Origin of the sequence: Pseudomonas sp. SMN5 (assembly GCF_052041925.1) — a bacterium.
GTDB lineage: Bacteria > Pseudomonadota > Gammaproteobacteria > Pseudomonadales > Pseudomonadaceae > Aquipseudomonas.
In genome coordinates, this window is sequence record NZ_JBKGGX010000012.1 from 59,469 (window position 1) to 84,373 (window position 24,905).

General features: G+C 61.9%; 22 protein-coding genes. 12 read left to right on the forward strand and 10 right to left on the reverse strand.

The features are described 5' to 3' along the window. Window positions 1–241: 241 nt before the first annotated feature. The 5 genes from ACLEJR_RS14055 to ACLEJR_RS14075 all read left to right on the forward strand — a co-directional run bounded on the left by ACLEJR_RS14055 (window position 242) and on the right by ACLEJR_RS14075 (window position 8,570). The gene (locus tag ACLEJR_RS14055) at window positions 242–1,153 is read left to right on the forward strand and encodes an SDR family oxidoreductase (protein WP_440814633.1); all 912 of its coding nucleotides are present in this window, start codon (window positions 242–244) and stop codon (window positions 1,151–1,153) included. 543 nt (window positions 1,154–1,696) lie between these two features. Further along, on the forward strand, window positions 1,697–3,490 hold the full coding sequence (locus ACLEJR_RS14060; RefSeq protein WP_440814636.1) for a DUF1302 domain-containing protein: 1,794 nt from the start codon (window positions 1,697–1,699) through the stop codon (window positions 3,488–3,490). 22 nt (window positions 3,491–3,512) lie between these two features. Next, the gene (locus ACLEJR_RS14065) at window positions 3,513–4,880 is read left to right on the forward strand and encodes a DUF1329 domain-containing protein (RefSeq protein WP_440814639.1); all 1,368 of its coding nucleotides are present in this window, start codon (window positions 3,513–3,515) and stop codon (window positions 4,878–4,880) included. Window positions 4,881–5,193: 313 nt separating this feature from the next. Continuing rightward, window positions 5,194–7,743 carry a LuxR C-terminal-related transcriptional regulator gene (locus ACLEJR_RS14070; RefSeq protein WP_440814641.1) on the forward strand — a complete coding sequence of 850 codons (2,550 nt, stop codon included), beginning with the start codon at window positions 5,194–5,196 and terminating at the stop codon, window positions 7,741–7,743. A 125-nt stretch (window positions 7,744–7,868) separates the two neighbouring features. Continuing rightward, the gene (locus tag ACLEJR_RS14075; protein ID WP_440814642.1) at window positions 7,869–8,570 is read left to right on the forward strand and encodes a hypothetical protein; all 702 of its coding nucleotides are present in this window, start codon (window positions 7,869–7,871) and stop codon (window positions 8,568–8,570) included. On the opposite strand, the gene ACLEJR_RS14080 is transcribed toward ACLEJR_RS14075, so the two are convergent. After that, window positions 8,535–9,356, reverse strand: a complete 822-nt coding sequence (locus ACLEJR_RS14080; protein WP_440814645.1) for an IclR family transcriptional regulator — start codon at window positions 9,354–9,356, stop codon at window positions 8,535–8,537. The genes ACLEJR_RS14075 and ACLEJR_RS14080 overlap by 36 nt on opposite strands. 151 nt (window positions 9,357–9,507) lie before the next feature. Between ACLEJR_RS14080 and hmgA the strand changes: the two genes are divergently transcribed. The 3 genes from hmgA to maiA are packed head-to-tail and all read left to right on the forward strand — an operon-like array spanning window position 9,508 to window position 12,765. Continuing rightward, complete coding sequence (gene hmgA / locus ACLEJR_RS14085; RefSeq protein WP_440814646.1) at window positions 9,508–10,812, forward strand: homogentisate 1,2-dioxygenase; 1,305 nt, start codon at window positions 9,508–9,510, stop codon at window positions 10,810–10,812. 2 nt (window positions 10,813–10,814) lie between these two features. Then, window positions 10,815–12,119: a fumarylacetoacetase gene (fahA, locus tag ACLEJR_RS14090; RefSeq protein ID WP_440814647.1), complete on the forward strand. Its 1,305-nt coding sequence runs from the start codon at window positions 10,815–10,817 to the stop codon at window positions 12,117–12,119. A 10-nt stretch (window positions 12,120–12,129) separates the two neighbouring features. Then, window positions 12,130–12,765 carry a maleylacetoacetate isomerase gene (gene maiA / locus ACLEJR_RS14095; protein ID WP_440793869.1) on the forward strand — a complete coding sequence of 212 codons (636 nt, stop codon included), beginning with the start codon at window positions 12,130–12,132 and terminating at the stop codon, window positions 12,763–12,765. A gap of 169 nt (window positions 12,766–12,934) precedes the next feature. Here the strand turns inward: maiA and ACLEJR_RS14100 are convergent, their stop codons facing one another. Continuing rightward, window positions 12,935–13,738: a SirB1 family protein gene (locus ACLEJR_RS14100; RefSeq protein WP_440814649.1), complete on the reverse strand. Its 804-nt coding sequence runs from the start codon at window positions 13,736–13,738 to the stop codon at window positions 12,935–12,937. 186 nt (window positions 13,739–13,924) lie between these two features. Here ACLEJR_RS14100 and ACLEJR_RS14105 point away from each other — a divergent pair, with 186 nt between their 5' ends. After that, complete coding sequence (locus tag ACLEJR_RS14105; RefSeq protein ID WP_440793873.1) at window positions 13,925–14,944, forward strand: Glu/Leu/Phe/Val dehydrogenase dimerization domain-containing protein; 1,020 nt, start codon at window positions 13,925–13,927, stop codon at window positions 14,942–14,944. 96 nt (window positions 14,945–15,040) lie between these two features. On the opposite strand, the gene ACLEJR_RS14110 is transcribed toward ACLEJR_RS14105, so the two are convergent. Continuing rightward, window positions 15,041–15,301 carry a YebG family protein gene (locus tag ACLEJR_RS14110; RefSeq protein ID WP_003205410.1) on the reverse strand — a complete coding sequence of 87 codons (261 nt, stop codon included), beginning with the start codon at window positions 15,299–15,301 and terminating at the stop codon, window positions 15,041–15,043. A gap of 290 nt (window positions 15,302–15,591) precedes the next feature. Here ACLEJR_RS14110 and ACLEJR_RS14115 point away from each other — a divergent pair, with 290 nt between their 5' ends. Next, the gene (locus ACLEJR_RS14115) at window positions 15,592–16,092 is read left to right on the forward strand and encodes a phosphate-starvation-inducible protein PsiE (protein WP_440814651.1); all 501 of its coding nucleotides are present in this window, start codon (window positions 15,592–15,594) and stop codon (window positions 16,090–16,092) included. Here ACLEJR_RS14115 and ACLEJR_RS14120 read toward each other — a convergent pair. Then, on the reverse strand, window positions 16,089–16,406 hold the full coding sequence (locus tag ACLEJR_RS14120) for a DUF3509 domain-containing protein (RefSeq protein ID WP_440793877.1): 318 nt from the start codon (window positions 16,404–16,406) through the stop codon (window positions 16,089–16,091). The two genes, ACLEJR_RS14115 and ACLEJR_RS14120, sit on opposite strands and share 4 nt — an antisense overlap. A 495-nt stretch (window positions 16,407–16,901) precedes the next feature. Between ACLEJR_RS14120 and ACLEJR_RS14125 the strand changes: the two genes are divergently transcribed. Next, the gene (locus ACLEJR_RS14125) at window positions 16,902–17,312 is read left to right on the forward strand and encodes an HPF/RaiA family ribosome-associated protein (RefSeq protein WP_440793879.1); all 411 of its coding nucleotides are present in this window, start codon (window positions 16,902–16,904) and stop codon (window positions 17,310–17,312) included. Between the two features lie 227 nt (window positions 17,313–17,539). On the opposite strand, the gene ACLEJR_RS14130 is transcribed toward ACLEJR_RS14125, so the two are convergent. Further along, complete coding sequence (locus ACLEJR_RS14130) at window positions 17,540–18,415, reverse strand: helix-turn-helix domain-containing protein (RefSeq protein WP_440814654.1); 876 nt, start codon at window positions 18,413–18,415, stop codon at window positions 17,540–17,542. 136 nt (window positions 18,416–18,551) lie between these two features. Between ACLEJR_RS14130 and ACLEJR_RS14135 the strand changes: the two genes are divergently transcribed. After that, a complete protein-coding gene (locus ACLEJR_RS14135; protein WP_440814655.1) occupies window positions 18,552–19,454 on the forward strand; it encodes a DMT family transporter in 903 nt (300 codons plus the stop codon). A gap of 140 nt (window positions 19,455–19,594) precedes the next feature. Here ACLEJR_RS14135 and ACLEJR_RS14140 read toward each other — a convergent pair whose 3' ends face one another. From ACLEJR_RS14140 to norR, 5 genes are all read right to left on the reverse strand, one after another. Beyond that, window positions 19,595–20,566 (reverse strand): 2-hydroxyacid dehydrogenase, encoded by a 972-nt coding sequence (locus tag ACLEJR_RS14140; protein WP_440814656.1) that lies wholly within the window; start codon window positions 20,564–20,566, stop codon window positions 19,595–19,597. A 212-nt stretch (window positions 20,567–20,778) separates the two neighbouring features. After that, the gene (locus ACLEJR_RS14145; protein ID WP_440814658.1) at window positions 20,779–21,528 is read right to left on the reverse strand and encodes a YkgJ family cysteine cluster protein; all 750 of its coding nucleotides are present in this window, start codon (window positions 21,526–21,528) and stop codon (window positions 20,779–20,781) included. 79 nt (window positions 21,529–21,607) lie between these two features. Continuing rightward, window positions 21,608–21,934, reverse strand: coding sequence for a hypothetical protein (locus tag ACLEJR_RS14150; protein WP_440814660.1), 327 nt, complete (start codon window positions 21,932–21,934; stop codon window positions 21,608–21,610). 112 nt (window positions 21,935–22,046) lie between these two features. Beyond that, complete coding sequence (locus tag ACLEJR_RS14155) at window positions 22,047–22,949, reverse strand: chemotaxis protein CheV (RefSeq protein WP_245142114.1); 903 nt, start codon at window positions 22,947–22,949, stop codon at window positions 22,047–22,049. Window positions 22,950–23,227: 278 nt separating this feature from the next. Then, window positions 23,228–24,784: a nitric oxide reductase transcriptional regulator NorR gene (gene norR / locus ACLEJR_RS14160; protein WP_440814662.1), complete on the reverse strand. Its 1,557-nt coding sequence runs from the start codon at window positions 24,782–24,784 to the stop codon at window positions 23,228–23,230. Window positions 24,785–24,905: the final 121 nt, after the last annotated feature.

The following is a 24,905-nucleotide window of genomic DNA, read 5'->3' on the forward strand; positions in this document are numbered from 1 at the left end:
GCAGGCTCGCTCCCACAGTTTTGACAGCGACATCCCCGATCCTATGCCGCCCACCGACCTTGTGGGAGCGAGCCTGCCCGCGATAGCCGTAAATCGGTCCAACACCGTTGCCTCACATCCGGTATCGCATCATCCCCCCACCTTATCGCCCACCATTCACTGGCTACCGTATTGATTGTGACCGACCGACAGGTGCCGGACACTCGGGCTCATTGTCCTATCGGCCTGCTGGAGTCCTGCCATGAATGAGTCTGTGCGCTTCGAAGATAAAGTCGTCATCGTCACGGGGGCCGGTGGCGGCCTGGGGCGTGCCCATGCGTTGTTGTTCGCCAGGCACGGCGCGAAAGTGCTGGTCAACGACCTGGGCGGGTCCGCCCAGGGGGAGGGCGCCAACGCTTCGGCAGCGGACCGCGTGGTGGCTGAAATCCGCGAGGCCGGCGGCATTGCCGAGGCCAACCACGACTCGGTCACCGACGGTGACAAGCTGGTACAGAACGCCCTCGACGCGTTTGGCCGGGTCGACGTAGTGGTCAACAACGCCGGGATTCTGCGGGATAAGACTTTCCACAAAATGGACGATGCCGATTGGGACCTGGTCTATCGGGTCCACGTCGAGGGCGCCTACAAAGTCACCCGCGCCGCGTGGCCGCACCTGCGCGAGCAAAACTACGGGCGGGTGATCTTCACCGCTTCCACCTCGGGCATCTACGGCAACTTCGGCCAGTCCAACTACGGCATGGCCAAGCTCGGCCTGTATGGCCTGACCCGCACCCTGGCCATCGAAGGCCGCAAGAACAACATCCTGGTCAACGCCATCGCCCCCACCGGCGGCACGCGCATGACCGAAGGCCTGATCCCGCCGCAAGTGTTTGACCAGCTCAAGCCCGAACTCGTCAGCCCCTTGGTGGTGTACCTGGCGAGCGAAACCTGCCAGGAAACCTCCGGCCTGTTCGAAGTGGGCGGCGGCTGGATGGGCAAGGTGCGTTGGGAACGCAGCCTGGGCGCCGGCTTCGATCCGCGCAAAGGATTTTCGCCTGAAGACGTCGCCGCCCATTGGCAGCAGATCTGCGACTTCGAGGATGCGGTTCATCCGAATGACAACCTTGAGGCGCTGAAGGAAATGATGGCGAATCTGCAGCGCTACGCCGTTTAGCCTCACCACTTCGATTCATTGCCGCTCCACGGCGGCAACCTGCCCTTGGTTGTCCGAGGCGTGCGCGATCGTCGTCTTCAGCCCCCGCGAAAAACACCCTGCATAAAAAAGGCCGCTGCAACAAAGCAGCGGCCTAAGCATGACGTTGGAAAGGAGCTACAAATCAACGTCGGTGTGCACGGGCTGATGGACCGATACGCCAATCCATCCGAATGACGGTGCGCCAGGCATGAGGGATGCCGTGGCGGCTTGTGCTTGCAGGCCCGTTGTCCTGAAAGCCCGGCCAGCATAGGGTCTGAGCGCCGCTGGAAACAGCCCGGTTCCGGACATGCACTGTTGCAGTGCGCGCAACAGTCGATCAAAAGGGTCGGGCATGGATTGCACTGATGACCCATCATCCAGTCCATCCATGCCTGGCGCAAAGGCCCGGCCCGCCTGGGCAGTCATCCTTTCGGGGGACAATGCGAATACCTCCTTGGTGCGCTTATCGCCCCTGGCTTGCGGCAGTAGGGTGAAGCCTCTGTCACTCACCGGGGAAGACGCATGACAACAATAACAATGCGCGCCATCTTCAAGCCGCAGGCGCTGGCCGCCGCGGTGGCCTTGGGTTGCTGTGCCCAGGCGCAGGCGGTTTCATTCAACATTGGCGAAATCGAAGGTCAGTTCGACTCTTCGTTGTCCGTGGGCGCGAGCTGGGGCATGCGCAATGCGGACAACGACCTCGTCGGCACTGTCAACGGCGGCAGGGGACAATCCTCCACCGGTGACGATGGACGATTGAACTTCAAGAAGGGCGAGACCTTCTCGAAAATCTTCAAGGGCCTGCACGATCTCGAACTCAAGTACGGCGACACCGGTGTGTTCGTCCGTGGCAAGTACTGGTATGACTTCGAGCTCAAGGACGAAAACCGCGAGTTCAAGGACATCAGCGACAGCAACCGCAAGGAGGGCGCGAAGTCTTCGGGCGCGCAGATCCTCGACGCGTTCGTCTATCACAACTACTCCATTGCTGACCTGCCGGGCACGGTGCGTGCCGGTAAGCAGGTGGTCAGCTGGGGCGAAAGCACGTTCATCGGCAACTCCATCAACAGCATCAACCCGGTGGACGTCTCCGCGTTCCGCCGCCCGGGTGCGGAGATCAAGGAAGGCCTGATTCCGGTGAACATGCTGTTCGCCTCCCAAGGCCTGACCGACAAGCTCACCGTCGAAGGTTTCTACCAGTTGGAGTGGGACCAGACGGTGGTCGACAACTGCGGCACGTTTTTCGGCAACGACGTGGTGGCCGACGGTTGCACCAGTGGCTACACCGTGGGCAGCCCGGCGATTGCGCCATTCGTGCCGTTGACCCGGTTGTTCGGCCAGGGCATCAATGTGTCGAGGGAAGGGGTGATCATTCCCCGTGGCGGCGACCGTGACGCCCGCGACTCCGGGCAATGGGGCACGGCGTTGCGTTGGCTCGGCGATGACACCGAGTACGGCCTGTACTTCATGAATTACCACAGCCGCACGCCGACGGTAGGCACCACCACGGCGGGCCTTTCCACGCTCGCGGCACTGCCGGGAATGGTCTCGATTGCCAACGGCCTGGCGCCTGGCAGCGGCGCCGGCCTGGCCCAGAGCGTGATGCTGGGGCGCGGTCAGTATTACCTCGAATACCCGGAAGACATCCGTCTGTACGGCGCCAGCTTCTCCACCACGCTGCCTACCGGCACCGCATGGACCGGGGAAATCAGCTACCGTCCCAATGCACCGGTGCAGCTCAACACCAACGACCTGACCCTGGCGCTGGTCAACCCGATTGCCGGCGGCGCGGCCTCGCCTATCGCCACTCGGCCGGGTGCGGATAACACCGGTTACCGGCGCAAGGAAGTGACCCAGATCCAGAGCACCCTGACCCACTTTTTCGACCAAGTGCTGGGGGCTGACCGCCTGACAGTGGTGGGCGAGGCGGCGGTGGTGCATGTCGGCGGGCTGGAGTCCAAGGACACACTGCGCTATGGCCGTGATTCGGTCTACGGCCAATATGGTTTTGGCGGGGATACCGATGGTTTCGTCACGTCGACCTCATGGGGCTATCGCGCCCGGGCGATCCTCGACTACTCCAACGTGATTGGCGGCGTGAACTTCAAGCCCAATGTGTCCTGGTCACACGACGTGGCCGGTTATGGCCCCAACGGTTTGTTCAACGAAGGTGCCAAGGCCATCAGCGTCGGCCTCGATGCCGACTATCGCAACACCTATACCGCCAGCCTGAGCTACACCGACTTTTTTGGCGGCGATTACAACGTTCTCGAAGACCGCGATTTCCTCGCGCTGAGCTTCGGCGTGAACTTCTGATCTGGCTGACAAGGAAAACCCAATGCGCAAGATGATCCTGCAATGCGGTGCCCTGGCTCTGAGCCTGTTGGCCGCGAACGTGATGGCGGCGGTGTCGCCCGACGAAGCGAACAAACTGGGCACCAGCCTGACACCCCTGGGCGCGGAAAAGGCCGGTAACGCCGACGGCTCGATCCCGGCCTGGACCGGTGGCATCCCGAAAAACGCCGGTGCGGTAGACAGCAAGGGCTTTCTGGCCGACCCGTTCGCCAATGAAAAGCCGCTGTTCACCATTACCGCGGCTACCGTGGACAAGTACAAGGACAAGCTGTCCGAAGGCCAGGTGGCGATGTTCAAGCGCTACCCGGAAACCTACAAGATCCCGGTCTACCCGACTCACCGCAGCGTGGGCCTGCCGCCGGAAATCTACGAGTCGGCCAAGCGCAGCGCGCTCAATGTCAACGCGATCAACGACGGCAATGGCCTGGCCAATTTCACCGGCAACCGCTACTACGCGTTCCCGATTCCCAAGAACGGCGTGGAAGTGCTGTGGAACCACATCACCCGTTATCACGGCGGCAACCTGCGCCGCATCATCACCCAGGCAATGCCGCAAACCAACGGCAGCTTCACGCCGATCCGCTTCGAAGAAGAAATCGCCGTGCCGTTCCTGATCAAGGACGCCGACCCGGAAAAGGCCAGCAACGTGCTGACCTATTTCAAGCAGGAGGTCACCGCCCCGGCACGCCTGGCCGGTAACGTACTGCTGGTGCATGAGACCCTCGACCAGGTGAAGGAGCCGCGCCTGGCGTGGATCTACAACGCCGGCCAACGCCGGGTCCGTCGGGCCCCGCAAGTGGCTTACGACGGCCCGGGCACTGCCGCCGACGGCTTGCGCACATCCGACAACTTCGACCTGTTTTCCGGCGCGCCGGACCGCTACGACTGGAAGCTGATCGGCAAGAAGGAAATGTACATTCCCTACAACAGCTACAAGCTCGACTCGCCGAGCCTCAAGTATGACGACGTGATCAAGGCCGGCCATATCAACCAGGACCTGACCCGCTATGAGTTGCACCGGGTCTGGGAAGTGGTCGGCACGGTCAAGCCCAGCGAAAGGCACATTTACGCCAAGCGCCACATGTACATCGATGAGGACAGCTGGCAGGCGGCACTGGTGGACCACTACGACGGTCGCGGCCAATTGTGGCGCGTGGCCGAAGGGCATGCGCAGTTCTATTACGACCATCAGAACCCGGGCTACACCCTCGAAGCGCTCTACGACATCATCGCCGGTCGCTACATTGCGCTGGGGATGAAGAACGAAGAGAAACACGCCTACGAGTACGGCTTCGAGGCCAGGGCGGCCGACTACACACCGGCGGCGTTGCGCTCCACGGGGGTGCGTTGATTTGCATGATCTGATTGCAGATGCGTGTGAATGAAGGGATCGCTTTTGTGGCGAGGGAGCTTGCTCCCGCTGGGGCGCGCAGCGCCCCCGAACCGGGCACCAGGGTTTATCAGGCCCAAACCAGGTGGGGCTGCTGCGCAGCCCAGCGGGAGCAAGCTCCCTCGCCACGGGATTGCGTCAAATTCATGAACGACCGGCAGCCGCATCTGCCGGTCGTTTTTTTATGGCTTGCAATCAGCGCGCTGAATACTTCTCCAAAGGTCTGCGACACAGGACTAGGGTGATGACACAACAATAAACAGGACCCACGCCCATGACCGCCATGACCCCGTGTCCGGACCGTCCAGGACTGCTCCCTCGCCTGTCCTCGACACATGTCCCGCGGCGGTCCCTGAGTGAGCCGTTGCTGACCTCCGAGGCCCGGGTAAAGCTGCTGTGCGCACCGGCCGGCAGTGGCAAGAGCGCGTTGTTCGCCGAGTGTTTTCTCCAGGCTCCCGCCGGATGTCGATTGCACTGGTTGCCGCTGGGCGGCGCGGCGCTGAGCCCGGTGCAACTGTGCGAGTGCCTGGCCCATACCCTCGGATTGCCACTGACGGATGAAGCGGGGTTGCTGGCACATCTGGCGCGGCTGCAAACCCCCACCTGGTTGTTCTTCGACGATTATTGCCGGGTGCCCAACCCGGAGCTGGACCGCCTGCTCGACCGTTTGTTGAACAGCAGCAGTCCGGCGTTGCACCTGTGGTTGAACGGGCGCCGTCGTCCCCACTGTAACTGGCCGCGCTTGTTGCTCGATGATGAACTGCACGAGTTCGACGCCCAGGCGTTGGTCTTCACTCCCGACGACGTCCAGTCATTGCTTCATCATCTGCCCGCGCCCCAGGCCGCCCGCACCGCCCGCGAGGTGATACAGCGCAGTGGCGGCTGGTGCGCCGGGGTACGCATCATTCTGCTCGAGCGCTGCGAATGGGCGCGCAGTCAGGCAACGCCGGGGCGAGTGGGGACGTTACTGGATTACCTGGAGCATGAGCTGTTCGGCACCCTGGCCCCGGAGCTGGCGCAGGCCTGGCGGGTGCTGGCGCATCTGCCGCGTTTCAACGCCCGGCTTTGCGAGCATCTATTCGCTGACACGGTGGGCGCTGAATGCATGCCGTTGCTGCGGGAGCTGGGATGTTTCATCGAGCCGTGGGAGCAGACTTGCGACTGGCTGCAGGTGCATCCGGCGCTGGCCCGACTGGTGCGCGAAGAACCCTGGCCGCAAGGGCGCTCCTGGCACCGGCGGGCCTGCCAGTGGTTTGCCGCCGAGCAGGATTGGCAGATGGCATTCGAGCAAGCCATGTTGGCTGAAGAGTTCGAGGCCGCTGTCAGTTTCCTTCAGCATCTGAGCTTCGAGCACATCCTGCAGCGTCGCAATGTGGTGCTGTTGCTGAATCTGCATGATCAACAAGGCGAAGCGCTGGCCCTCGGTACGCCACAATCGGTGGGATTGGTGACCGCCGCCCTGTTGTTCGCCGGGCGCTTCGACCAGGCATCGGTCTGCATCGAGCAACTGGCCCGTTTCGTACCGCAGCCAGTGGCCGGGCACCAGCAACAGTTGTTGGCGCGCTGGCTGGTCTTGCGGGGCTGGTTGTTGCACCTCTCGGGCGATGGTGACGGCGCACACGAACATTTCCTCCAGGCCCAGGCCAGCCTGGATCCGCAAGCGTGGGCCCTGCGCCTGTTGTGCCTGATGGGCCTGACGCAGCAGGCGCTGCTCAAGGGCGAGCTGGCGTCCGCGCAGTGGCTCAATCGCCAGGCGCTGTGCCTGGCCCGTGCGCAGGGTTCGCTGGTATTCGAAGGTTTGCTGGAACTCGACCATGCACAAGTGCTGGAACAACGTGGCGCGCCCCATCGGGCTGAACACCTGCTCGCGGCGGTCCAGGCGTTGCTCGATCGACCAGGGCAGGATTTTTCGGCCTTGTCGGGGCGCATTGCCTTGCGCCGCGGACGCCTGGCGTTGCGCATGGGGTTCGAAGAGCGAGCCGCAGAGCATTTCGAACTGGGGCTGGAGACGGGCTTGCTGTGCCAGGATAAACAAGTGCTCTACGGCTTTCTCGGCAAGGCCAGCCTGGCGGCGAACCAGGCCGACTACGACGAGGCTTTCCGACAATTGCGCGACGCCGAGCGGATCATGCAACAGCGGCACATTCCTGACACCGTCTACCGTGGCGTGTTGTTGCAAACCAGCTGCCAGTTCTGGCTGCAACAGGGGCGAGCGGAACTGGCCCACGAAGCCTTGAGGCGCGTGCTGCGGCATTTTCGCGGACCCCAGGCCAAGCATGCGCCACCCGCGACGCTGGAGTTGATCCCGCGACTTGAGTACCTGCTGGTGCTGGCCGAGGTCTATCTGCATCGGGCCCAGGACCCGCAGGCCCGTTTGCAGGCCATGATTGACCAGGCACAGCGTGGCGCGATGCACAGCCTGGAAACCGAGCTGTATCTGGCGCTGGCCGAGGTGTTGTGGTTGTCCGGCGACCGTTCCCAGGCCCGGTTGCTGGCGCAGCAGGGGCTTGAGCGCGTCAGTTGCTGGCGAGCCCGACAGGCCTGGTGTGAGTTGCGCCTGCGCCAGCCCGAACTGGCGTGCTCGGCACATTCGGTAGAGCCGAGCCAGGCCCCCGCGATCAGCGACGACACGTTGCTCAGTCATCGTGAGCTGGAGGTCCTGGAACTGATTGCCCAGGGGCATTCCAACCAGCAGATTGCCGAGCGCTTGTTCATCTCCCTGCATACGGTAAAAACCCACTCGCGGCGGATACATAGCAAGTTAGGGGTGCAACGGCGTACTCAAGCGGTGGCGAAGGCCAAGGTCATGGGGATGATGGGGTAGCTTGAATCAAACCGTGGCGACTTTACGGGCTCTTACATTTGCTTTTTCAAGTCGAAAGTGGGTTGAGGTATAACGGCGATGCGGTCGGACAGGAAGTTCGACACCTCACCATGACAAGGATGTTTATGAAGACTCGACTCTATTCTTTTTATTCTGAAAAACTGCTCGCCCTCAAGAACACTCGCGTGGATTTTGCCGTACAGGTGCTACTGGGCGAACATCTGGAAACGCTGGGCGTCAACCCGCTCAAAAACTATCTCAATACATTGGCGGCGTTTCCCGATCTTCAGGTCATATCGTCCAGGACGTTACTGGACGAAGCGCTGGCCTGCGTGGAAAAACAGCAATTGCCCCATTACACGCAAGGCATCAGCAACATCTTCAGCAAACGTTATTCCTTTGCCGACGAGGACCGGGTCAAGGCGCTGGACTTGATTACATTTGAAAGAATCGTTACGCATATTGTGACTAGCCTGGCGGAAAAGCCGGCAATGGATTTATCCGAGCGTTCCGTCATGCATCTGGACGCCGAGGATATTCATGGGGCTTTGAAAGTACACTTGCCCGATGTCGATCTGGAGAAAGTCTACGTCACCGGTTTTATTACGCATGACTCCGGCGAACGAGTAGTGTCATCTTCGGAGCCTCTGGTGGAATACCTGCTGGGCCATTTGCGCAATAACGAAATTCCTTACCACATCAAGGGCGATCACCAAGGCATTTACATGGTCGCGTTCAGTGGCGACGAGCGCGATCTTCATCCACGGTTGGCGCCCACTCATCTCAATGATCTATTGATCCGGATCGTGCCCGACTTCCTGGCTTGACCCTGGCCCGGTCTCATAGCCCATCCGCCAACTCACGGCCCGGGTCGCCGCCAGCAGGCGCTGCGCCGCCGGGCCATCTTCGTCGGCGTGAAACAGCGAGGTCGGACCGACGATGGTCATCACCGCCGCTACCTGGCCGATCGCATTGAACACCGGGGCGGACAGGGCATCTACCCCCGGCATCAACAGGCCATGCACATGGTGCAGGCCGCGCTGACGAATCTGTTCGCACAGCGTCGCATAAGCCCGGTCATCGGCCAGGGCGTGGTCTTGCGTGTCTCGCAGTTCCTGTTCCCGCAAGCCAATGGTCTCGCGCTCCGGCAGGTACGCGCCGAACACCAGCCCCGTGGATGAACTGAGCAACGGTAGCACCGAGCCCAGTTGGGTCACGACGGTCACAGCGCGGACCGCAGGTTCGATGCGCACCACGGTTGCCCCGTGATTGCCCCACACCGCCAGGAAGCAGGTTTCGTTCAGATCGTCGCGCAATTCGGCCAAGGGCAGGGCGGCCACTTGCAGTACGTCCATGCCGTTCAACGCGGCCAGCCCGACGCGCAAGGCTTCCCGGCCCAGGCCATAGTGGTTGGTCGCGGCGTTCTGCTCGGCAAACCCGCTGGCGATCAGGGCCTGCAGGTAGCGATGGACCTTGCTCGCCGGCATCTGCACGTGGTCGGCCAAGCGCGACAACGATGTGGAGGGTGAGAGTTCGGCCAGGGCCTTGAGAATGTCGGTGCCGACCTCGGCCGAGCGGACTTTCTGTTTAGCGTTATTGGGCGGGATTTGCATGGGCGTGCGAGGTCCGGAAGCGAATGGGCGTCTTTATAGCTTGACGGCCGCTGGTGAGCAAATTACGTTATGCGTAATTTGATTACGATAAAAACAACCCGGTGCGCCTCAGACTGCCCTTTGAGTGACGGACCGCATCTTAGGAGGCTCCATGAACCTCGATTCCACCGCGTCAGACCTGGCCTATCAGTCTGGCTTCGGCAATGAGTTCGCCAGTGAGGCACTGCCCGGCGCACTGCCGGTCGGCCAGAACTCCCCGCAAAAGGCGCCCTATGGTCTCTATGCCGAGCTGTTCTCCGGCACTGCATTCACCATGGCCCGCAGCGAAGCGCGGCGTACCTGGATGTACCGGATCCATCCCTCGGCCAATCACCCGGCCTTCGTCAAGCTTGAGCGGCAGATCGCTGGCGGCCCGCTGGGCGAGGTAACGCCCAATCGGCTGCGCTGGAATCCTTTGCAGATGCCCGCCGAGCCCACCGACTTCATCGACGGTCTGGTGCGCATGGCCGCCAATGCTGGCGCGGACAAACCTGCCGGCGTCAGCCTTTATCAGTACTGCGCCAATCGTGCGATGCAGCGGGTGTTCTTCAATGCCGACGGCGAATGGCTGCTGGTGCCGCAATCGGGACGGCTGCGCATTGCCACTGAACTGGGCGTGCTGGAAGTGGCCCCGCTGGAAATCGCCGTGCTTCCCCGGGGCTTGAAATTCCGGGTCGAACTGCTCGATCCAGAGGCCCGCGGTTATCTGGCGGAAAACCATGGTGCACCGCTGCGCCTGCCGGACCTGGGGCCAATCGGCAGCAACGGCCTGGCCAATCCTCGGGATTTCCTGGCGCCCGTCGCCCACTACGAAAACCTCGCGCAGCCGACCACACTGGTGCAGAAGTTCCTCGGCGAGTTGTGGGCGTGCGAACTGGGCCATTCGCCCCTGGACGTGGTGGCCTGGCACGGCAACAACGTGCCCTACAAATACGACCTGCGCCGGTTCAACACCATCGGCACGGTCAGCTTCGACCACCCGGACCCTTCGATTTTCACCGTGTTGACCTCGCCTACCAGCGTCCATGGCCTGGCCAATCTCGACTTCGTGATCTTCCCGCCGCGCTGGATGGTGGCTGAAAAGACCTTCCGTCCGCCGTGGTTCCATCGCAACCTGATGAACGAATTCATGGGCCTGATCCAGGGCGCCTACGACGCCAAGGCCGAAGGTTTCCTGCCCGGCGGCGCTTCGCTGCACAGTTGCATGAGCGCCCATGGCCCGGACGGCGAAACCTGCACCCGGGCGATCAATGCCGACCTTCAGCCGGCAAAAATCGATAACACCATGGCGTTCATGTTCGAGACCAGCCAGGTGTTGCGTCCAAGTCGCTTCGCCCTGGACTGTCCGCAGCTTCAAACCGACTACGATACCTGCTGGGCCTCGCTGCCTGTCACCTTCGACCCGACCCGGAGATAACCATGAGTCAATCTTTCCCTGCCCGTAGTTGGGTCGCCTGTGCCAACGGCCACGCCGATTTTCCGTTGCAGAACCTGCCTCTGGGCGTTTTCAGCATCGATGGCGGCACCCGGCGCAGTGGCGTGGCCATCGGTGAGCGGATCTTCGACCTGTCGGCTGCGCTGCACGCCGGCTTGTTCGAAGGCCTGTCGCGAGACGCCGTAGAGGCCATGGCCGGCGGTCAGTTGAACGGATTCTTCGAGCTGGGGCGCGGTGCTCGGGTTGCCCTGCGCGAACGGTTGCTGGAGCTGCTGCGCGAAGACAGTCCCTTGCGTGGCAAGGTGGAAAGCCAGGGTACGCAGTTGCTGCATGTCGCGGCTGAATGCCAGATGCACCTGCCGGCCCGGATCAGCGACTACACCGACTTCTACGTCGGGATCGAGCACGCGCAAAATGTCGGCAAGCTGTTTCGCCCCGACAACCCCTTGCTGCCCAACTACAAATACGTGCCTATTGGTTATCACGGCCGCGCCTCGACCGTGCGCCCGTCCGGCACCGACGTGCGTCGGCCCAAGGGCCAGACCTTGCCCGCCGGTCAGAGCGAGCCGAGCTTCGGCCCCTGCGCACGGCTGGACTATGAGCTGGAGCTGGGTATCTGGATCGGACGGGGCAATGCATTGGGCGAGCCCATCGCCATCGGCGATGCAGCCGAGCACATCGGTGGCTTTTGCCTGCTCAACGACTGGTCGGCTCGGGATATCCAGGCCTGGGAGTACCAGCCGCTGGGTCCGTTTTTGTCCAAGAGCTTCCTGACCAGCGTCTCGCCCTGGGTGGTGACGACCGAAGCGCTGGAGCCGTTCCGTCGCCCGCAAGCGCCGCGCCCGGAAGGCGATCCGCAGCCGTTGCCCTATCTGTCGGACAAGCGTGACCAGGCCGGCGGGGCATTCGATATCGAGCTGGAAGTGCTGCTGCTCACCGAAACCATGCGCGAGCAGAACCTGCCGGCCCATCGCCTGACGTTGAGCAATACCCAATACATGTACTGGACCGTGGCACAGATGATTGCGCACCACAGCGTCAACGGCTGTCAGTTGCAGGCCGGTGATCTGTTCGGCTCGGGGACCTTGTCCGGGCCACAGAACGGCCAGTTCGGCAGCCTGCTGGAAATCACCGAGGGCGGTAAAAAGCCGATCGAGCTGGCCTCGGGCGAAGTCCGGAAATTCCTCGAGGACGGGGATGAAATCATCCTGCGGGCCCGTTGCAGTCGCGAGGGTTTCGCCTCCATCGGCTTTGGCGAATGCCGCGGCAAGATTTTGCCGGCACGTTGAGGGGCAGGGCATGGATCTCTATACCTACTACCGCTCCACCTCGTCCTATCGGGTTCGTATTGCCCTGGCGCTGAAGGGGCTGGATTACCAGGCCTTGCCGGTCAACCTGATCGCTGCGCCGGGGGGCGAACACCGACAGCCGGCCTACCTGGCAATCAACCCGCAGGGCCGCGTGCCGGCCCTGCGCACCGACGAAGGGGCGTTGTTGGTGCAGTCGCCTGCCATCCTCGAATACCTGGAGGAGCGTTACCCACAGGTGCCGCTGCTGGGCGCTGACCTGGTGGTGCGTGCCCACGAGCGAGGGGTCGCTGCGCTGATCGGTTGCGACATCCATCCGCTGCATAACGTCAGCGTGCTCAACAAGCTGCGGCAGTGGGGGCACGATGAAACGCAGGTCAGCGAGTGGATCGGCCACTGGATCAGCCAGGGATTGGCGGCGGTGGAGCGGTTGATCGGCGACGAAGGCTATTGCTTCGGCGCAGTGCCCGGGTTGGCGGATGTGTACTTGATCCCGCAGCTGTATGCGGCCGAGCGGTTCAATGTGGACTTGCAGGCGTACCCAAGGATTCGTCGCGTTGCGGCACTGGCGGCTGCCCATCCGGCATTCCAACAGGCGCATCCGGCGAATCAGCCTGATACACCTTGATCTAAAGCCATGAAATCCTGTGGCGAGGCAGCTTGCTCCCGCTGGGGCGCGAAGCGGCCCCCGACCATAGCGGCATCAGGGACATAGGGCTGCTGCGCAGCCAGCGGGAGCAAGCTCCCTCGCCACAGAATCACCTCATCGCTGGCAGGGCAGCGGCCATCCCATCCCCTCAATGCACAATCGTATTGGGCGGCAAATGCCCCAGTCGCTCCGTCAGCCGGATTCGCTGGATCGGATCCTCACTGAGCATCAGTGCATGCTCCAGGTCGAATCGTTCGGCGTTGGGACAGTCGAGGCGCTGGTACAGGCTGGCCCGGGCCAGATAGTCGGCAGCGCTGGCGTTGCCCAGTTCCAGCACGCGCTCGGCGTCGATCAGCGCGGCGATGTATTCATCGTTCGCCAGATGCAACTGACGCAGGTTGCGCGAAAGGCGCTGGAGCATTTGTACCGGCTCGGCGTTGGCCAGGTGCTCGGCCCTGAGCGGCATGTTTGCACCGTATTGACGTTGCAGCAGTTCCCGACAGTCATTGGGATACAACCGACGGCCACCGCACGGGTCGAGCAGATGATCGGCGCCGCGTACCCTCAGGAGAAAATGGCCGGGGAAGTTGACACCGACCATCGGAATCTCCAGGCCCTGTGCCATTTCCAGGGCGATCAGGCCCAGCGCCAGCGGTTGTCCGCGCTTGCGCGCCAGTACCTTATCCAGCAATGCCGCCTGGGGTCGTAGCGGCGTGGAATCATCCTGGGCAAACCCCAGGTCGTTGAGCCGACGCAGCAAAGGCTGGCCCAGCTCAGTCACCGGCAGTATTGGCAGGTCATGGCCGACCCGCTGTTGCAGATCCTTGAAATCCTTTAGCAAAGCCGGCACGTCGACCCCGCGGTCATGTTCGGCCGCAATCCACAGCGCCGCTTCGAGCAGCGCCGGTGGCGAGTGGTGCAGGCAGTCAAGAAAGGCTTGGCGCGGTTTCATCAAACTCTCCGGGCTATGCCTCGTTTTAGCGCTGGCGTGCAATTTCGTCCAGTCCTCCACAAACGTCGTGACAGGTTATGCCCATAAGAGCCGGTGGCTGTCGCGGCTTATTCCGGCGTGTTTCAGCAAATTTCAGCTGCACGCCTATACTGGCGAAACAAGCAGAAGTGATTCGGGAGCCTTACGATGTTCGCTCTCATGCAAAGCTCCCGCCTTGAATCGCTGCACTTAAGCGTAGACCCGTTGACCGGGTTGAAGGCGGTGATTGCCATTCATTGCAGCCGCCCCGGGCCCGCCCTGGGTGGTTGTCGTTATCTTGCCTATCCCGACGACGAAAGTGCCGTGGCTGATGCTGTGCGCCTGGCCCAGGGCATGAGCTACAAAGCGGCGCTGGCCGGCTTGCCGGTGGGCGGCGGGGTGGCGGTGATCATGCGCCCGGCCCATGTTGAAAGTCGTGCGGCGTTGTTCGAGGCCTTTGGCCGTTGTATCGAGCAACTGGATGGACGCTACATCACCGCCATCGACAGCGGCACTTCTGTAGCCGACATGGATTGCATCGCCCAGCACACTCGCCACGTGACCAGCACCACCGCGGCGGGTGATCCTGCACCCCACGCCGCGATGGGGGTATTCGCGGGCATCCGCGCCACGGCCATGGCTCGCCTGGGCAGCGATAACCTGGAAAGCTTGCGGGTGGCGATCCAGGGCTTGGGCAACGTGGGTTTCGCCCTGGCCGAACAGTTGCACGCGGCCGGCGCCGAGCTGCTGGTCAGCGACATCGACCCCGGTAAGGTGCAATTGGCGATGGAACAGCTGGGCGCACACCCGATTGCCAACGACGCATTGCTCAGTACACCCTGCGACATCCTCGCGCCCTGTGGCCTGGGCGGCGTGCTCAACAGTCACAGCGTGGCGCAACTGCGTTGCTCGGCGGTGGCCGGTTCGGCCCATAACCAACTGAGCAATCTGCAAGTGGCCGATCAACTGGAAAGGCGCGGGATCCTCTATGCGCCCGACTATGTAATCAATTCCGGCGGCCTGATCTATGTCGCCCTGAAGCATCGCGGCGAAGAGCTGCCGACCATCACGGCGCACCTGTCGAAAATTGGCGCCCGGCTCACGGAAGTCTTCGCCCATGCCCAGGCGGAAAAGCGCTCACCGGCCCGGGTTGCCGATGAGTTGGCGGAGCGATTGTTGTACCGCTGAACAATCACCGGCCCCAATACTGAAAAAGACCGCAGCGTTCGACGGCGCCACAGGATCTACTCCCTGCGCGCCATCGAAGGCTGCGGTCTTTTCAAGTCATTCATCCGAAGGATTGAGCAGTTCGGACAAGGCGTCCGGCTGGCTCTTGAAGGCCTTGGCGAACACATCGCGATTCTTCGCCATGTAGATCCCGGCTTCCTCCACCTGTTGCTCGCTCAGCGATGGAACGGCTTTTTGCAACACCTCGGCCAGCAGTTCGGCGAGTTCCAGCATTTTGTCATGACGGTCAGCTTCGGCTTTATCCATGAACAAGCGCTCCAGATCTCGGCTGCTGCGGTATACCACTTCGACGGCCATTCACCACCTCACATGCCTTCACATTGGTTGTCTGTGTAACTACTGTATTTATATACAGGCAAAAGGATAAGCGAATCCTCTTGCTTTGGATAGTGGCTTTTCAATGTAGACCGATTTCGGCATAGGTGAGCAAAGCTTGCTCGCGAAGGGGCCAACGGGACACTGCCAAAAGTGTCGATTGCCAGCCCATCGCCATCTCACCTCCAGTCGCTGGCCTTTTTTCTGCATGCAGAACAATCGTCACGTCCAACCCGCATGATCCGGTCGAGTCGACCTAAGGAAACCACATCGTGAAAATCAACTGGGCCGAGAACCTGCGCCAGAACGTCCATCAAGTGGCCGAATCCCTGGGAAACCTGTTCGTCGAGACGTTCCACTACCTGGCATTGTTCGCCATCGGTGCAGTGACCGCTTGGGCGTCAGTCATGGAGTTCCTGCAGATGATCGAGGCGGGGCACATCAAGATCGATGACATCCTGCTGCTGTTCATCTATCTGGAATTGGGGGCGATGGTGGGGATTTATTTCAAGACCAACCACATGCCGGTGCGATTTTTGATCTACGTGGCGATCACCGCGTTGACGCGGCTGCTGATTTCCAACGTTTCCCACCACAATCCACCGGACCTGGGGATCATCTACCTGTGCGGTGGCATCCTGCTTCTGGCGTTCGCGATCCTGGTAGTGCGCTATGCCTCTTCGCAGTTTCCCTCAGTGAAAACCGAGCACCCGCACCGCAAGGTCGGCGCGGGCTCCAGCGAGCATACCGAAGTGGAGAAAGGCGAGGTCTAGAGGCCCGCAGCAGTCGAGGCCAAGCCTTGTGCCTGGGGAGGTGGCAGCTTGATGTTGTCGCTGTCGGTCATGGCTTCAAGAATGGACACGGCGCTGTGTCCTTGCTCGATAGCGATGCCGAACTGGATGCTCTGTACCAGGCGCTTGAGCTGCTGCGGGTCATTGCGCTGCTGGGCACTGATCATGCGCCTGGCAACGATGCGCCCGGCCTTGGACAGCGTCAGCATGATGCGGCCATCCAGGCCCTGGATGCTCAGGTTGATCTGGTAGTGCGGCGCAAAAGCGTCGGTAATGATCTGAAAAGGGTTGTCCATGATGCGTCACCGCCTGATTGAACGTGCAGTTGTTGACCGGCCATGATCGGGATTAGTTCGCAACACCGGACCATCGGCCATTCCATGATCATATTCATCGTGTGCTCCCAAGCGTCGCGGCGGGACAATCAGCAGAGAGGTCCCGATTGGCGGCGCTCTGTCATGGGGTAGCAAGGGGCATGCCGGAGGAATCGTCGGACAGTGTTCGCGGGGCATCAGCCTGGGACAGGCTGGAATGGGTCGGCGACGCTTACCCGTTTCGGGGCGCCATGTGCATCGACGGTGCAGCCAGGGTGATTTCCTGAGGGGATGACGCGGCGGGGAAACTCCCGACCTTAACAGCGCTTTTGTCCCTTGTCCGGCTTTATTTGCAAAACGATATTTATCTTTTTCCAGGGGTTGAATTGTTCTGTCGCCAGCCCGACTCTGTACTCAAGGGGTCGTAGAACCGATGTCGATGGCCCCCGGCGAGCTAGCTGAAATAAGGGATGAACTATGCAAATCCAAGTCAACAGCGATAACCATATTCAAAGCAGCATCCGACTGGAGGAGTGGGTACGTACTACCATCGAAAGCACGCTCGAACGCTACGAGGAAGACCTGACACGAATTGAAGTCCATCTGGGCGACGAGAACGGCGACAAGCCCGGTCCCCATGACATGCGTTGCCAGCTTGAAGCGCGGCCAAAGGGCCTCCAGCCAGTCTCGGTAACCCACAAGGCCGAATCGCTGGAGTTGGCGATCGAAGGGGCGGCCACCAAGCTGGAACACGCCCTGGAGCACTTGTTCGGCAAGCTGCGCGGCAAGCGCGCCGCCTCCACCACCCAGGCCGAATCCCTGGCGCTGGCCGATGCGATGCTGGAGCAGGAGTTCCTGGAGAATGAACGGGCGGCGCGGCACGGCTGAGCCGGCTGACTTTGCACTTCCACTGAAAAACGGGCCTGCAATGCAGGCCCGTTTTTTGTTTGTCATTCGATGTTGTGAGCTCAAGACGGTGTCCGTTCAGCTTGCCCCTGTGTTGAATGTGCCACCGCATCGCGAGCAGGCTCGCTCCCACAGGTTTCTGCGTAGGACTCATGGTCGCTGGAGATCCAATGTGGGAGCGAGCCTGCTCGCGATGACGGCAGCCGGGGCTAGCGCAGGAAGGCCTGGCGATATTCGCCAGGCGTCGCACTCAACGCTTGGCGGAATCGATGGGTGAAGTGGCTGGCACTGGCAAAGCCACACGCCATTGCCACCTCGCCCAGCGGCTGCGAAGTGCAACGCAGCAAGTGTCGCGCACGTGCCAGGCGCCTTGCCAGGAGATATTGATGAGGCGGCAACCCGAAGCTTTCGCGGAACATCCGTGCGAAGTGATATTCGGACAGCGTGCACAGGGCGGCCAATTGTCCCAGGCTGATGGCGTCGGCCAGATGGGTGTCGATGTAATCCACCAGCAAGCGTCGCTGATGGGCGGCCAACCCACCCTTGAGCCGTAGCCCCTGACGCTGGCCGACCTGACTGAGCAGCGCATGGTTGAGCAGGTCGTGCGCCAGGCTGGTGGTGAGCAGACGCTCACCGGGCTCGCTCCAGTTCAGCGCGATCAACTGGCGAAAGCGCTGGGCCTGTTGTGGATCGTCAAGAAAGGTCGCCTCGCGTAGCTGGACCTGGCGGGGTTCGCGATCCAATAGGGTGACGCAACCGAGGGCAAATTGCTCGGGGCTGAAATACAAGTGGGCGAGGCGAATGTCGCCGTTGATGACCCAGGCCGATTCATGCCCGGCCGGCAGGACGCAAAGCTTGCCGGGTGCCCCTGTGGTTTCGGGCCGTTCGCGACGAAACGTACCGGTGCCGCCGGCGATATAGCACGACAAGGTATGGTGGCTTGGCGCCTCGTAGTCCCGGGCGTCGTGATGATTGCTCCACAAAGCGGCCGCCATGCCATCTCCCAGTTCGGCGCTGTGCTCCAGGCGGGCATTGGGCGAACTGTTGAGCGCTTGAAAGACTTGCAGGGTTTGCAATGTAGGCATGATCGATTCTCTCCGGCCCCAATCCTACCCTGTCGACCGGTTCGTGCCAGCCTGCGCATCGAGAAAACCGCAATTTTACGCAAGCAGCGCAGAGGCAACGGCGGGACACTGAGCGTCCATGTCAGGAGTCGCCGCCATGAACCTCTCGTTGTACCTGCTCACCGTGCTCATCTGGGGCACGACCTGGATCGCGTTGAAACTGCAACTGGGTGTCGTCGCGATCCCCGTGTCGATCGTTTATCGCTTCGGCCTCGCGGCTCTGATTCTGTTTGCGCTGCTTCTGCTCAGCCGTCGCCTGCAGGCGATGGATCGCCGCGGCCACCTGATTTGCGTGGCCCAGGGCCTGTGCCTGTTCTGCATCAACTTCATGTGCTTTCTCACCGCCAGCCAGTGGATTCCCAGTGGCCTGGTCGCCGTGGTGTTTTCCACCGCCACCCTGTGGAACGCACTCAATGCCCGGGTGTTCTTCGGTCAACGGATAGCCCGTAATGTGTTGGTGGGCGGCGCCTTGGGACTGCTGGGGCTGGCCTTGCTGTTCTGGCCGGAACTGGCCGGCCATAGCGCGAGCCCGCAAACCCTGCTCGGGTTGGCGCTGGCATTGCTGGGCACCCTATGCTTTTCGGCCGGCAACATGCTTTCGAGCCTGCAACAGAAAGCCGGTCTCAAGCCGTTGACCACCAACGCCTGGGGCATGGCCTATGGCGCGACGATGCTGGCGCTATGGTGTGCGTTCAACGCGATCCCGTTCGATATGGAATGGAACGCCCGTTACATCGGTTCGCTGTTGTACCTGGTGATCCCGGGTTCGGTCATCGGCTTTACCGCCTACCTGACATTGGTAGGACGCATGGGGCCGGAGCGAGCGGCGTATTGCACGGTGTTGTTTCCGGTGGTGGCGTTGAATGTCTCGGCGTTCGCCGAGGGTTACCAGTGGACGACGCCGGCGCTGGTGGGCCTGGTCATGGTGATGCTGGGTAATGTGTTGGTGTTTCGCAAACCCCGGCCTTCGGCAGCGAAGGTCGCCTTGGGCGCACGCTGAGCTGAAGTCGGATGATAATCCCGTGGCGAGGGAGCTTGCTCCCGCTGGGCTACGCAGTAGCCCCGAGAGCAAGGGCCGCTTCGCGCCCCAGCGGGAGCAAGCTCCCTCGCCACGGGTTGGGCATCAAGCCTGGCGCGGGGTTATCTCCAGACTTGCGGGTTGACCAGGTGCTGCGGTCGCTCGCCCATCAACGCACTGCGAAGGTTATCCACAGCCAGATCGGCCATGGCGGCACGGGTCTCGAAGGTGGCCGAGCCGATGTGGGGCAGGGTGACGGCATTCTTCAACTGGAACAGCGGTGATTCAGCCAGCGGTTCTTTCTCGTACACGTCCAGCCCGGCGCCGCGGATGCGGTTGGTTTGCAGAGCGTTGATCAGCGCTAACTCATCCACCACCGGCCCGCGGGAGATGTTGACCAGGATTGCACTGGACTTCATCAGGCCCAGCTCGCGCTGCCCGATCAGATGGCGAGTCTTGTCACTCAATGGCACGACCAGGCAAACGAAATCTGCTTCGGCCAGTAATTGATCCAACTCGCGAAATTGCGCGCCCAATTGGTTTTCCAACTCGGGCTTGCGGCTGTTGCCACTGTAGAGAATCGGCATGTTGAAGCCGAACCGGCCACGGCGGGCAATGGCGGCACCGATGTTGCCCATGCCGACGATGCCCAGGGTCTTGCCGTGCACGTCGGTGCCGAACAATTGAGGTCCCACCGTTGCTTGCCATTGCCCGGCCTTGGTCCAGGCGTCTAGTTCGGCGACGCGCCGGGCGCTGCTCATCAGCAGGGCAAAGGCCAGGTCGGCGGTGCTTTCGGTGAGTACATCGGGGGTATTGGTGAGCAGGATCCCGCGTTCATTGAAGTAGGCCAGGTCGTAGTTGTCGTAGCCCACCGAGATGCTGGACACCACTTGCAGGTTCGCGGCGTGTTGCAGTTGCTCGCGCCCCAGCTTGCGACCGACCCCGATCAGGCCGTGGGCGTGGGGCAGGACTTCGTTGAACTGCGCGTTGATATCACCGTTCGCCGGGTTCGGAACGATCACCTCGAAGTCCTGTTGCAGGCGCTCGACCACCTGAGGCGTGATACGGCTGAAGGCAAGTACGGTTTTTTTCATCGTGCAAGGCTCGTCGGGCAGAGAATACCAAGCACGCTAACATTCTCGGCGACGGTTAGGCGAGAGGTGCTTGATGGAACGCCTATAAATTTCCCTCGTGGGGGCGGGCTCGCTCGCGAAGGCGTCGGGTCAGCTTGCATCAATGTTGAATGCCCGTCCGTCTTCGCGAGCAAGCCCGCCCCCACAGGGGATGACTTTGCCGTCCCGTAGACCTACGCAGCCCGCAGAGAAATAAACGCATAATCCAAGGCAGCCTCGGTGACGACCCGCGCCCCACAGGCCGTGACTTCGCGGGCTACGTCATCCCCGGACAGATGGAACAGCCATTCACCGGTTGCCTGCTCCGTCGGCTGCAAGGGCACCTGATCGATGGCGGCCGCGAACGCGACCATGTCCGGCAGGTAGGCGGTGAAGCCGTCGCCTTTGAGCGCGGTGGTGCGGATGCCCAGGGCCGCGCAGATGCGGTCCTTGGTCGCGATGTCTTCACGATCGGCCTGGCGCGAGCGTTCAATCAGCGTGGCCAGTTCTTCATCGGCCAGTTTGCCGCCCAGAATCAGTTGCGGGCCGGTTTCCCAGGATTGCGGTGGGCAGTCCTTGGCGGCCGGGTTGAGCGGGATGTGCGGGTTGATTTCCATCGGGTAGATGCGGCACACCAAGGGCCGCCGTTCGTAGATGCGACATAGGTTGTCCGCGTCAAGATTACGGCAGCGGCCCGCGTTATAGGCTGCAAAGGTGATTGCCACCCAGGCTTCGGCAGTGCCGCTGCGCACCACCGCCGAGCGACGCTGCGCATGTTCGCGCTGGGCCAGCGGCAGGCCGAGGCCAGTGGACAGGAAGGCTTCCACCAGAACAATGACCTGGCCGCCGTCTTCGGCCCACATCCGAGCCTCCGCGAGGGTCAGGGGGACATGATGGTCGGAGCAGCATTTGCCGCACCCTACGCAGGAAAACCTTGTGTTCATTGAGCGCCCGATCGCAAATGGTGGTAGGCGGCGACAGAAAAGCGCCGTGATCGGTCGGGCGAAGCAAGTTATGCGCCACTCACCGATCGGCAGGGGCGGGCCGGATCGAGTCCCACTCGGTCACATGGGCTGTCCTGGTCTTCTTGTGGTAGAGGCACAGCTCGGTACCGGTCGCCCCTTTCATGTGTTTCTGTGGGTATTGGCCCTGCAGTAACAGCGCGGTGTAGCCGACCCGATCGTCGAATTGCGCGGCGGTGCCCACTGGTTCAGCGTTCTTCAAGCCACTGGTCTTGATGCAGCTGGCCAGCACCGCTTTGTCGTAGGCAGCCCAGGTGTTGGGGCTGGAGGCATGAGCCTGGGCGGCCAGGGTCGTCAAGCCAAGAAGAATCAATGCGCGGGTTTTCATCGAAGGGCCTCGTTGCGGGAAGTCAGGTCGAGAGTATGCCTGAGGTTGCCGGACGACGACGGCCCCCGCGCTGCAACGCAGGCGCCGCAACCGCAAGCACCAGCGCTGCGACTCAGTGACCTTGTTCGGCCACGGCCTTGGCCGCCGTGATCAGGCACTTGGTCAGCTCTGGCGAGGAAAACTTGGTCAACACGCCGTTGGCCCCGGCCAGGCGTGCCTTTTCGCTGTTCATGGCGCTGTCCAGGGAAGTGTGCAGCAACACGTAGAGATGAGCGAAGTCCGGCGTTTCGCGCAGGGTCCGGGTGAGGGCGTAGCCGTCCATTTCCGACATTTCGATGTCGGAAACGATCAGGTTGATCTGCTCGGCCGTGCCTTGCAGGTCCAGCAGGCATTCGATGGCTTCCTTGGCACTACGGGCGGTGTGGCACTGCAAGCCCAGGTTGCGCAAGGTGTACACCGACTGTTGCAGCGCGACCTGGCTGTCATCGACCACCAGGATCCGCGCATTGCCCAGCACTTCGGCATCTTCCATGCTCAGTTCGGTGGGGGCGGTTTCGATCTGTGCAGGTGAAATGCCGTGGATGACTTTTTCGATGTCCAACACCTGCACCAGGGTGCCATCCACCGAGGTCACACCGGTGATGAACGCGCGCGTACCGCCGGAGCCATAAGGCGGCGGCTTGATGTCGGTGGTCAGGCAATGCACGATCTTGCTCACGGCCTGCACATGCAAGCCCTGCTTGGAGCGGCTGACGTCGGTGACAATCAGGCAGCCGCCATCCGGATCTTCCAGGGGCCGCTCGCCGATGGCGCGACTCAGGTCGATCACCGACAACGAGGTCCCACGCAGGGTGGCGATGCCTTTGACGTGCGGATGGGACTCCGGCAGCTTGGTCAATGGCGGGCAGGGAATGATTTCACTGACTTTCAGCAGGTTGATTGCCATCAGCTTGCCGCTGCGCAAGGTAAACAGCAGAAGCGAAAGTGAATCTGCGCGGGCTTTGTTGGAAGACATAAAAACCTTCTGTGGAAAAGGAGGGGCGAGCGTGAAGATCGCCAAAACAGCTTGTGATATCGGGTTATCGACTTGTCCGGGGCAGGCTTTAGGGCGAATGCTGTCGATGGCATGGATTGCCCGGGTAATGATCTGATGATTACCAAGCTGTTGTGGCGAGGGAGCTTGCTCCCGCTCGGCCGCGCAGCGGTCGCCAGATTCGCAGTCGCGCCACGGCTGATGGGAGCGCTGCGCACTCCAGCGGGAGCAAGCTTGCTCGCCACAACAGCCAGGCGCCGTTACTTGAGCCCCAACCGTTTCGCCATCCGCCCCAGGTTCGCCCGGTCCAGCCCCAGTTCCCGGGCGGCGCTGGCCCAGCTGTGCTGGTGGCGTTCCAGGCTGGCGCTGATCAGCCTGCGCTGGAAATCTTCCACGGCTTTGCGCAGGTCACCGGTGGGCGCAGGCATCGCCGGGGGAAGGTTGTCGGCTGCGGGCATGGCGTTCTCCGCCAGGGGTTGCGGCAAGTCCAGGTCCTGTGCGCTGAGGCTGAGAATTCGCGGGCGCGCCGGGCAATTGCCCAAGGCTTTCAGGGCGCTGCGGCCGATCAGGTGTTCCAGTTCCCGCACGTTGCCCGGCCAATCGTAAGCCAGCAGTGCGGCCTGGGCGTCGCTGGTCAGGCGCAGGCTGCCCAGGCCCATGCGTGACCGGTTCTGTTCGAGAAAGAAGCCACTGAGCAGCAACACATCCCGTCCCCGATCGCGCAGGGCAGGTACCTGCAACGGATAGACGCTCAAACGATGGTAGAAATCAGCTCGATAGCGGCCGTTGCGCACTTCTTCGGCCAGGTCGCGGTTGGTGGCCGCGATCAGGCGCACGTCCACCCGGTGTTCTTTGTCCGAGCCCAGGCGCTGCAATTGTCCGCTTTGCAGCACACGCAACAGCTTGGCCTGGACAGCCAAAGACAACTCACCGACTTCATCGAGGAACAGCGTGCCGCCGTCGGCCAGTTCGAATTTGCCGCGTCGCTCGTTCGTGGCGCCAGTAAAGGCGCCTCGTACATGGCCGAAGAGTTCGCTTTCCACCAGCGTGTCCGGCAGGGCCGCGCAATTGAGGCTGATGAGCGGCTGATCGGCGCGTTTTGACGCGGCATGAATAGCCTGAGCGACCAATTCCTTGCCGACTCCGGTTTCGCCGGTGATCAACACAGTCAGGTCACTGCCACCCACCAGGTTGATTTCTTCCACCAGGCGCTTGTGCGCTTTGCTCTGGCCGACCATGTCGCGATGTTGCTGGCCGCTGGCCTGGCGATAGACCTCGGCGCGACGATGCTCGTCCTCGGCCTTCAATGCCAGGCGTTCGATGCGTTCGGCGGCGCTGACCGTTGCGGCGGCGAGACTGGCGAAGGCTTGCAGGGCACTGAGATCGATGGGCTCGAAGCGTTCCGGGTTCAGCGAATCAAGGGTCAACAGGCCCCAGGGACGCTCATCGACGAACAAGGGGCAGCCCATGCAATCGTGGACTTCCAGGTGTTCATCGAGGCCGTCGACCAACCCGTCGTACGGATCGGGCAGGTCACTGTCGGCGGCGAAGCGGGTCGGTTGCGGGTTGGCCAGCAAGGCTTCGAAGCGGGGGTGTTCACTGACCTGGAAACGCCGACCCAGGGTGTCGGTGCTCAAGCCATCCACCGCCAGCGGCACCAGGCAGTCACCGTCCAGGCGCAACAGCGCCGCGGCGTCGCAGGGCAATAGGGCGCGCAAGGCGCCGAGCAGCCGACGATAGCGTTCGCCTTCAGGCAGCTCGCGAGACAGGTCGGCCACCAGCGGCAAGAGGGATGTCAGCAGGGAGGTTGCGGTCATAATGACTCCATGTAGTCAGATTGACTATATGACGAGCCGTGTCGTAATGACTACTCTATTTTTAACTTATTGATGTTTAAGTAAAAAATATGTGGCACGAAAACTGATAGACATGAGCATC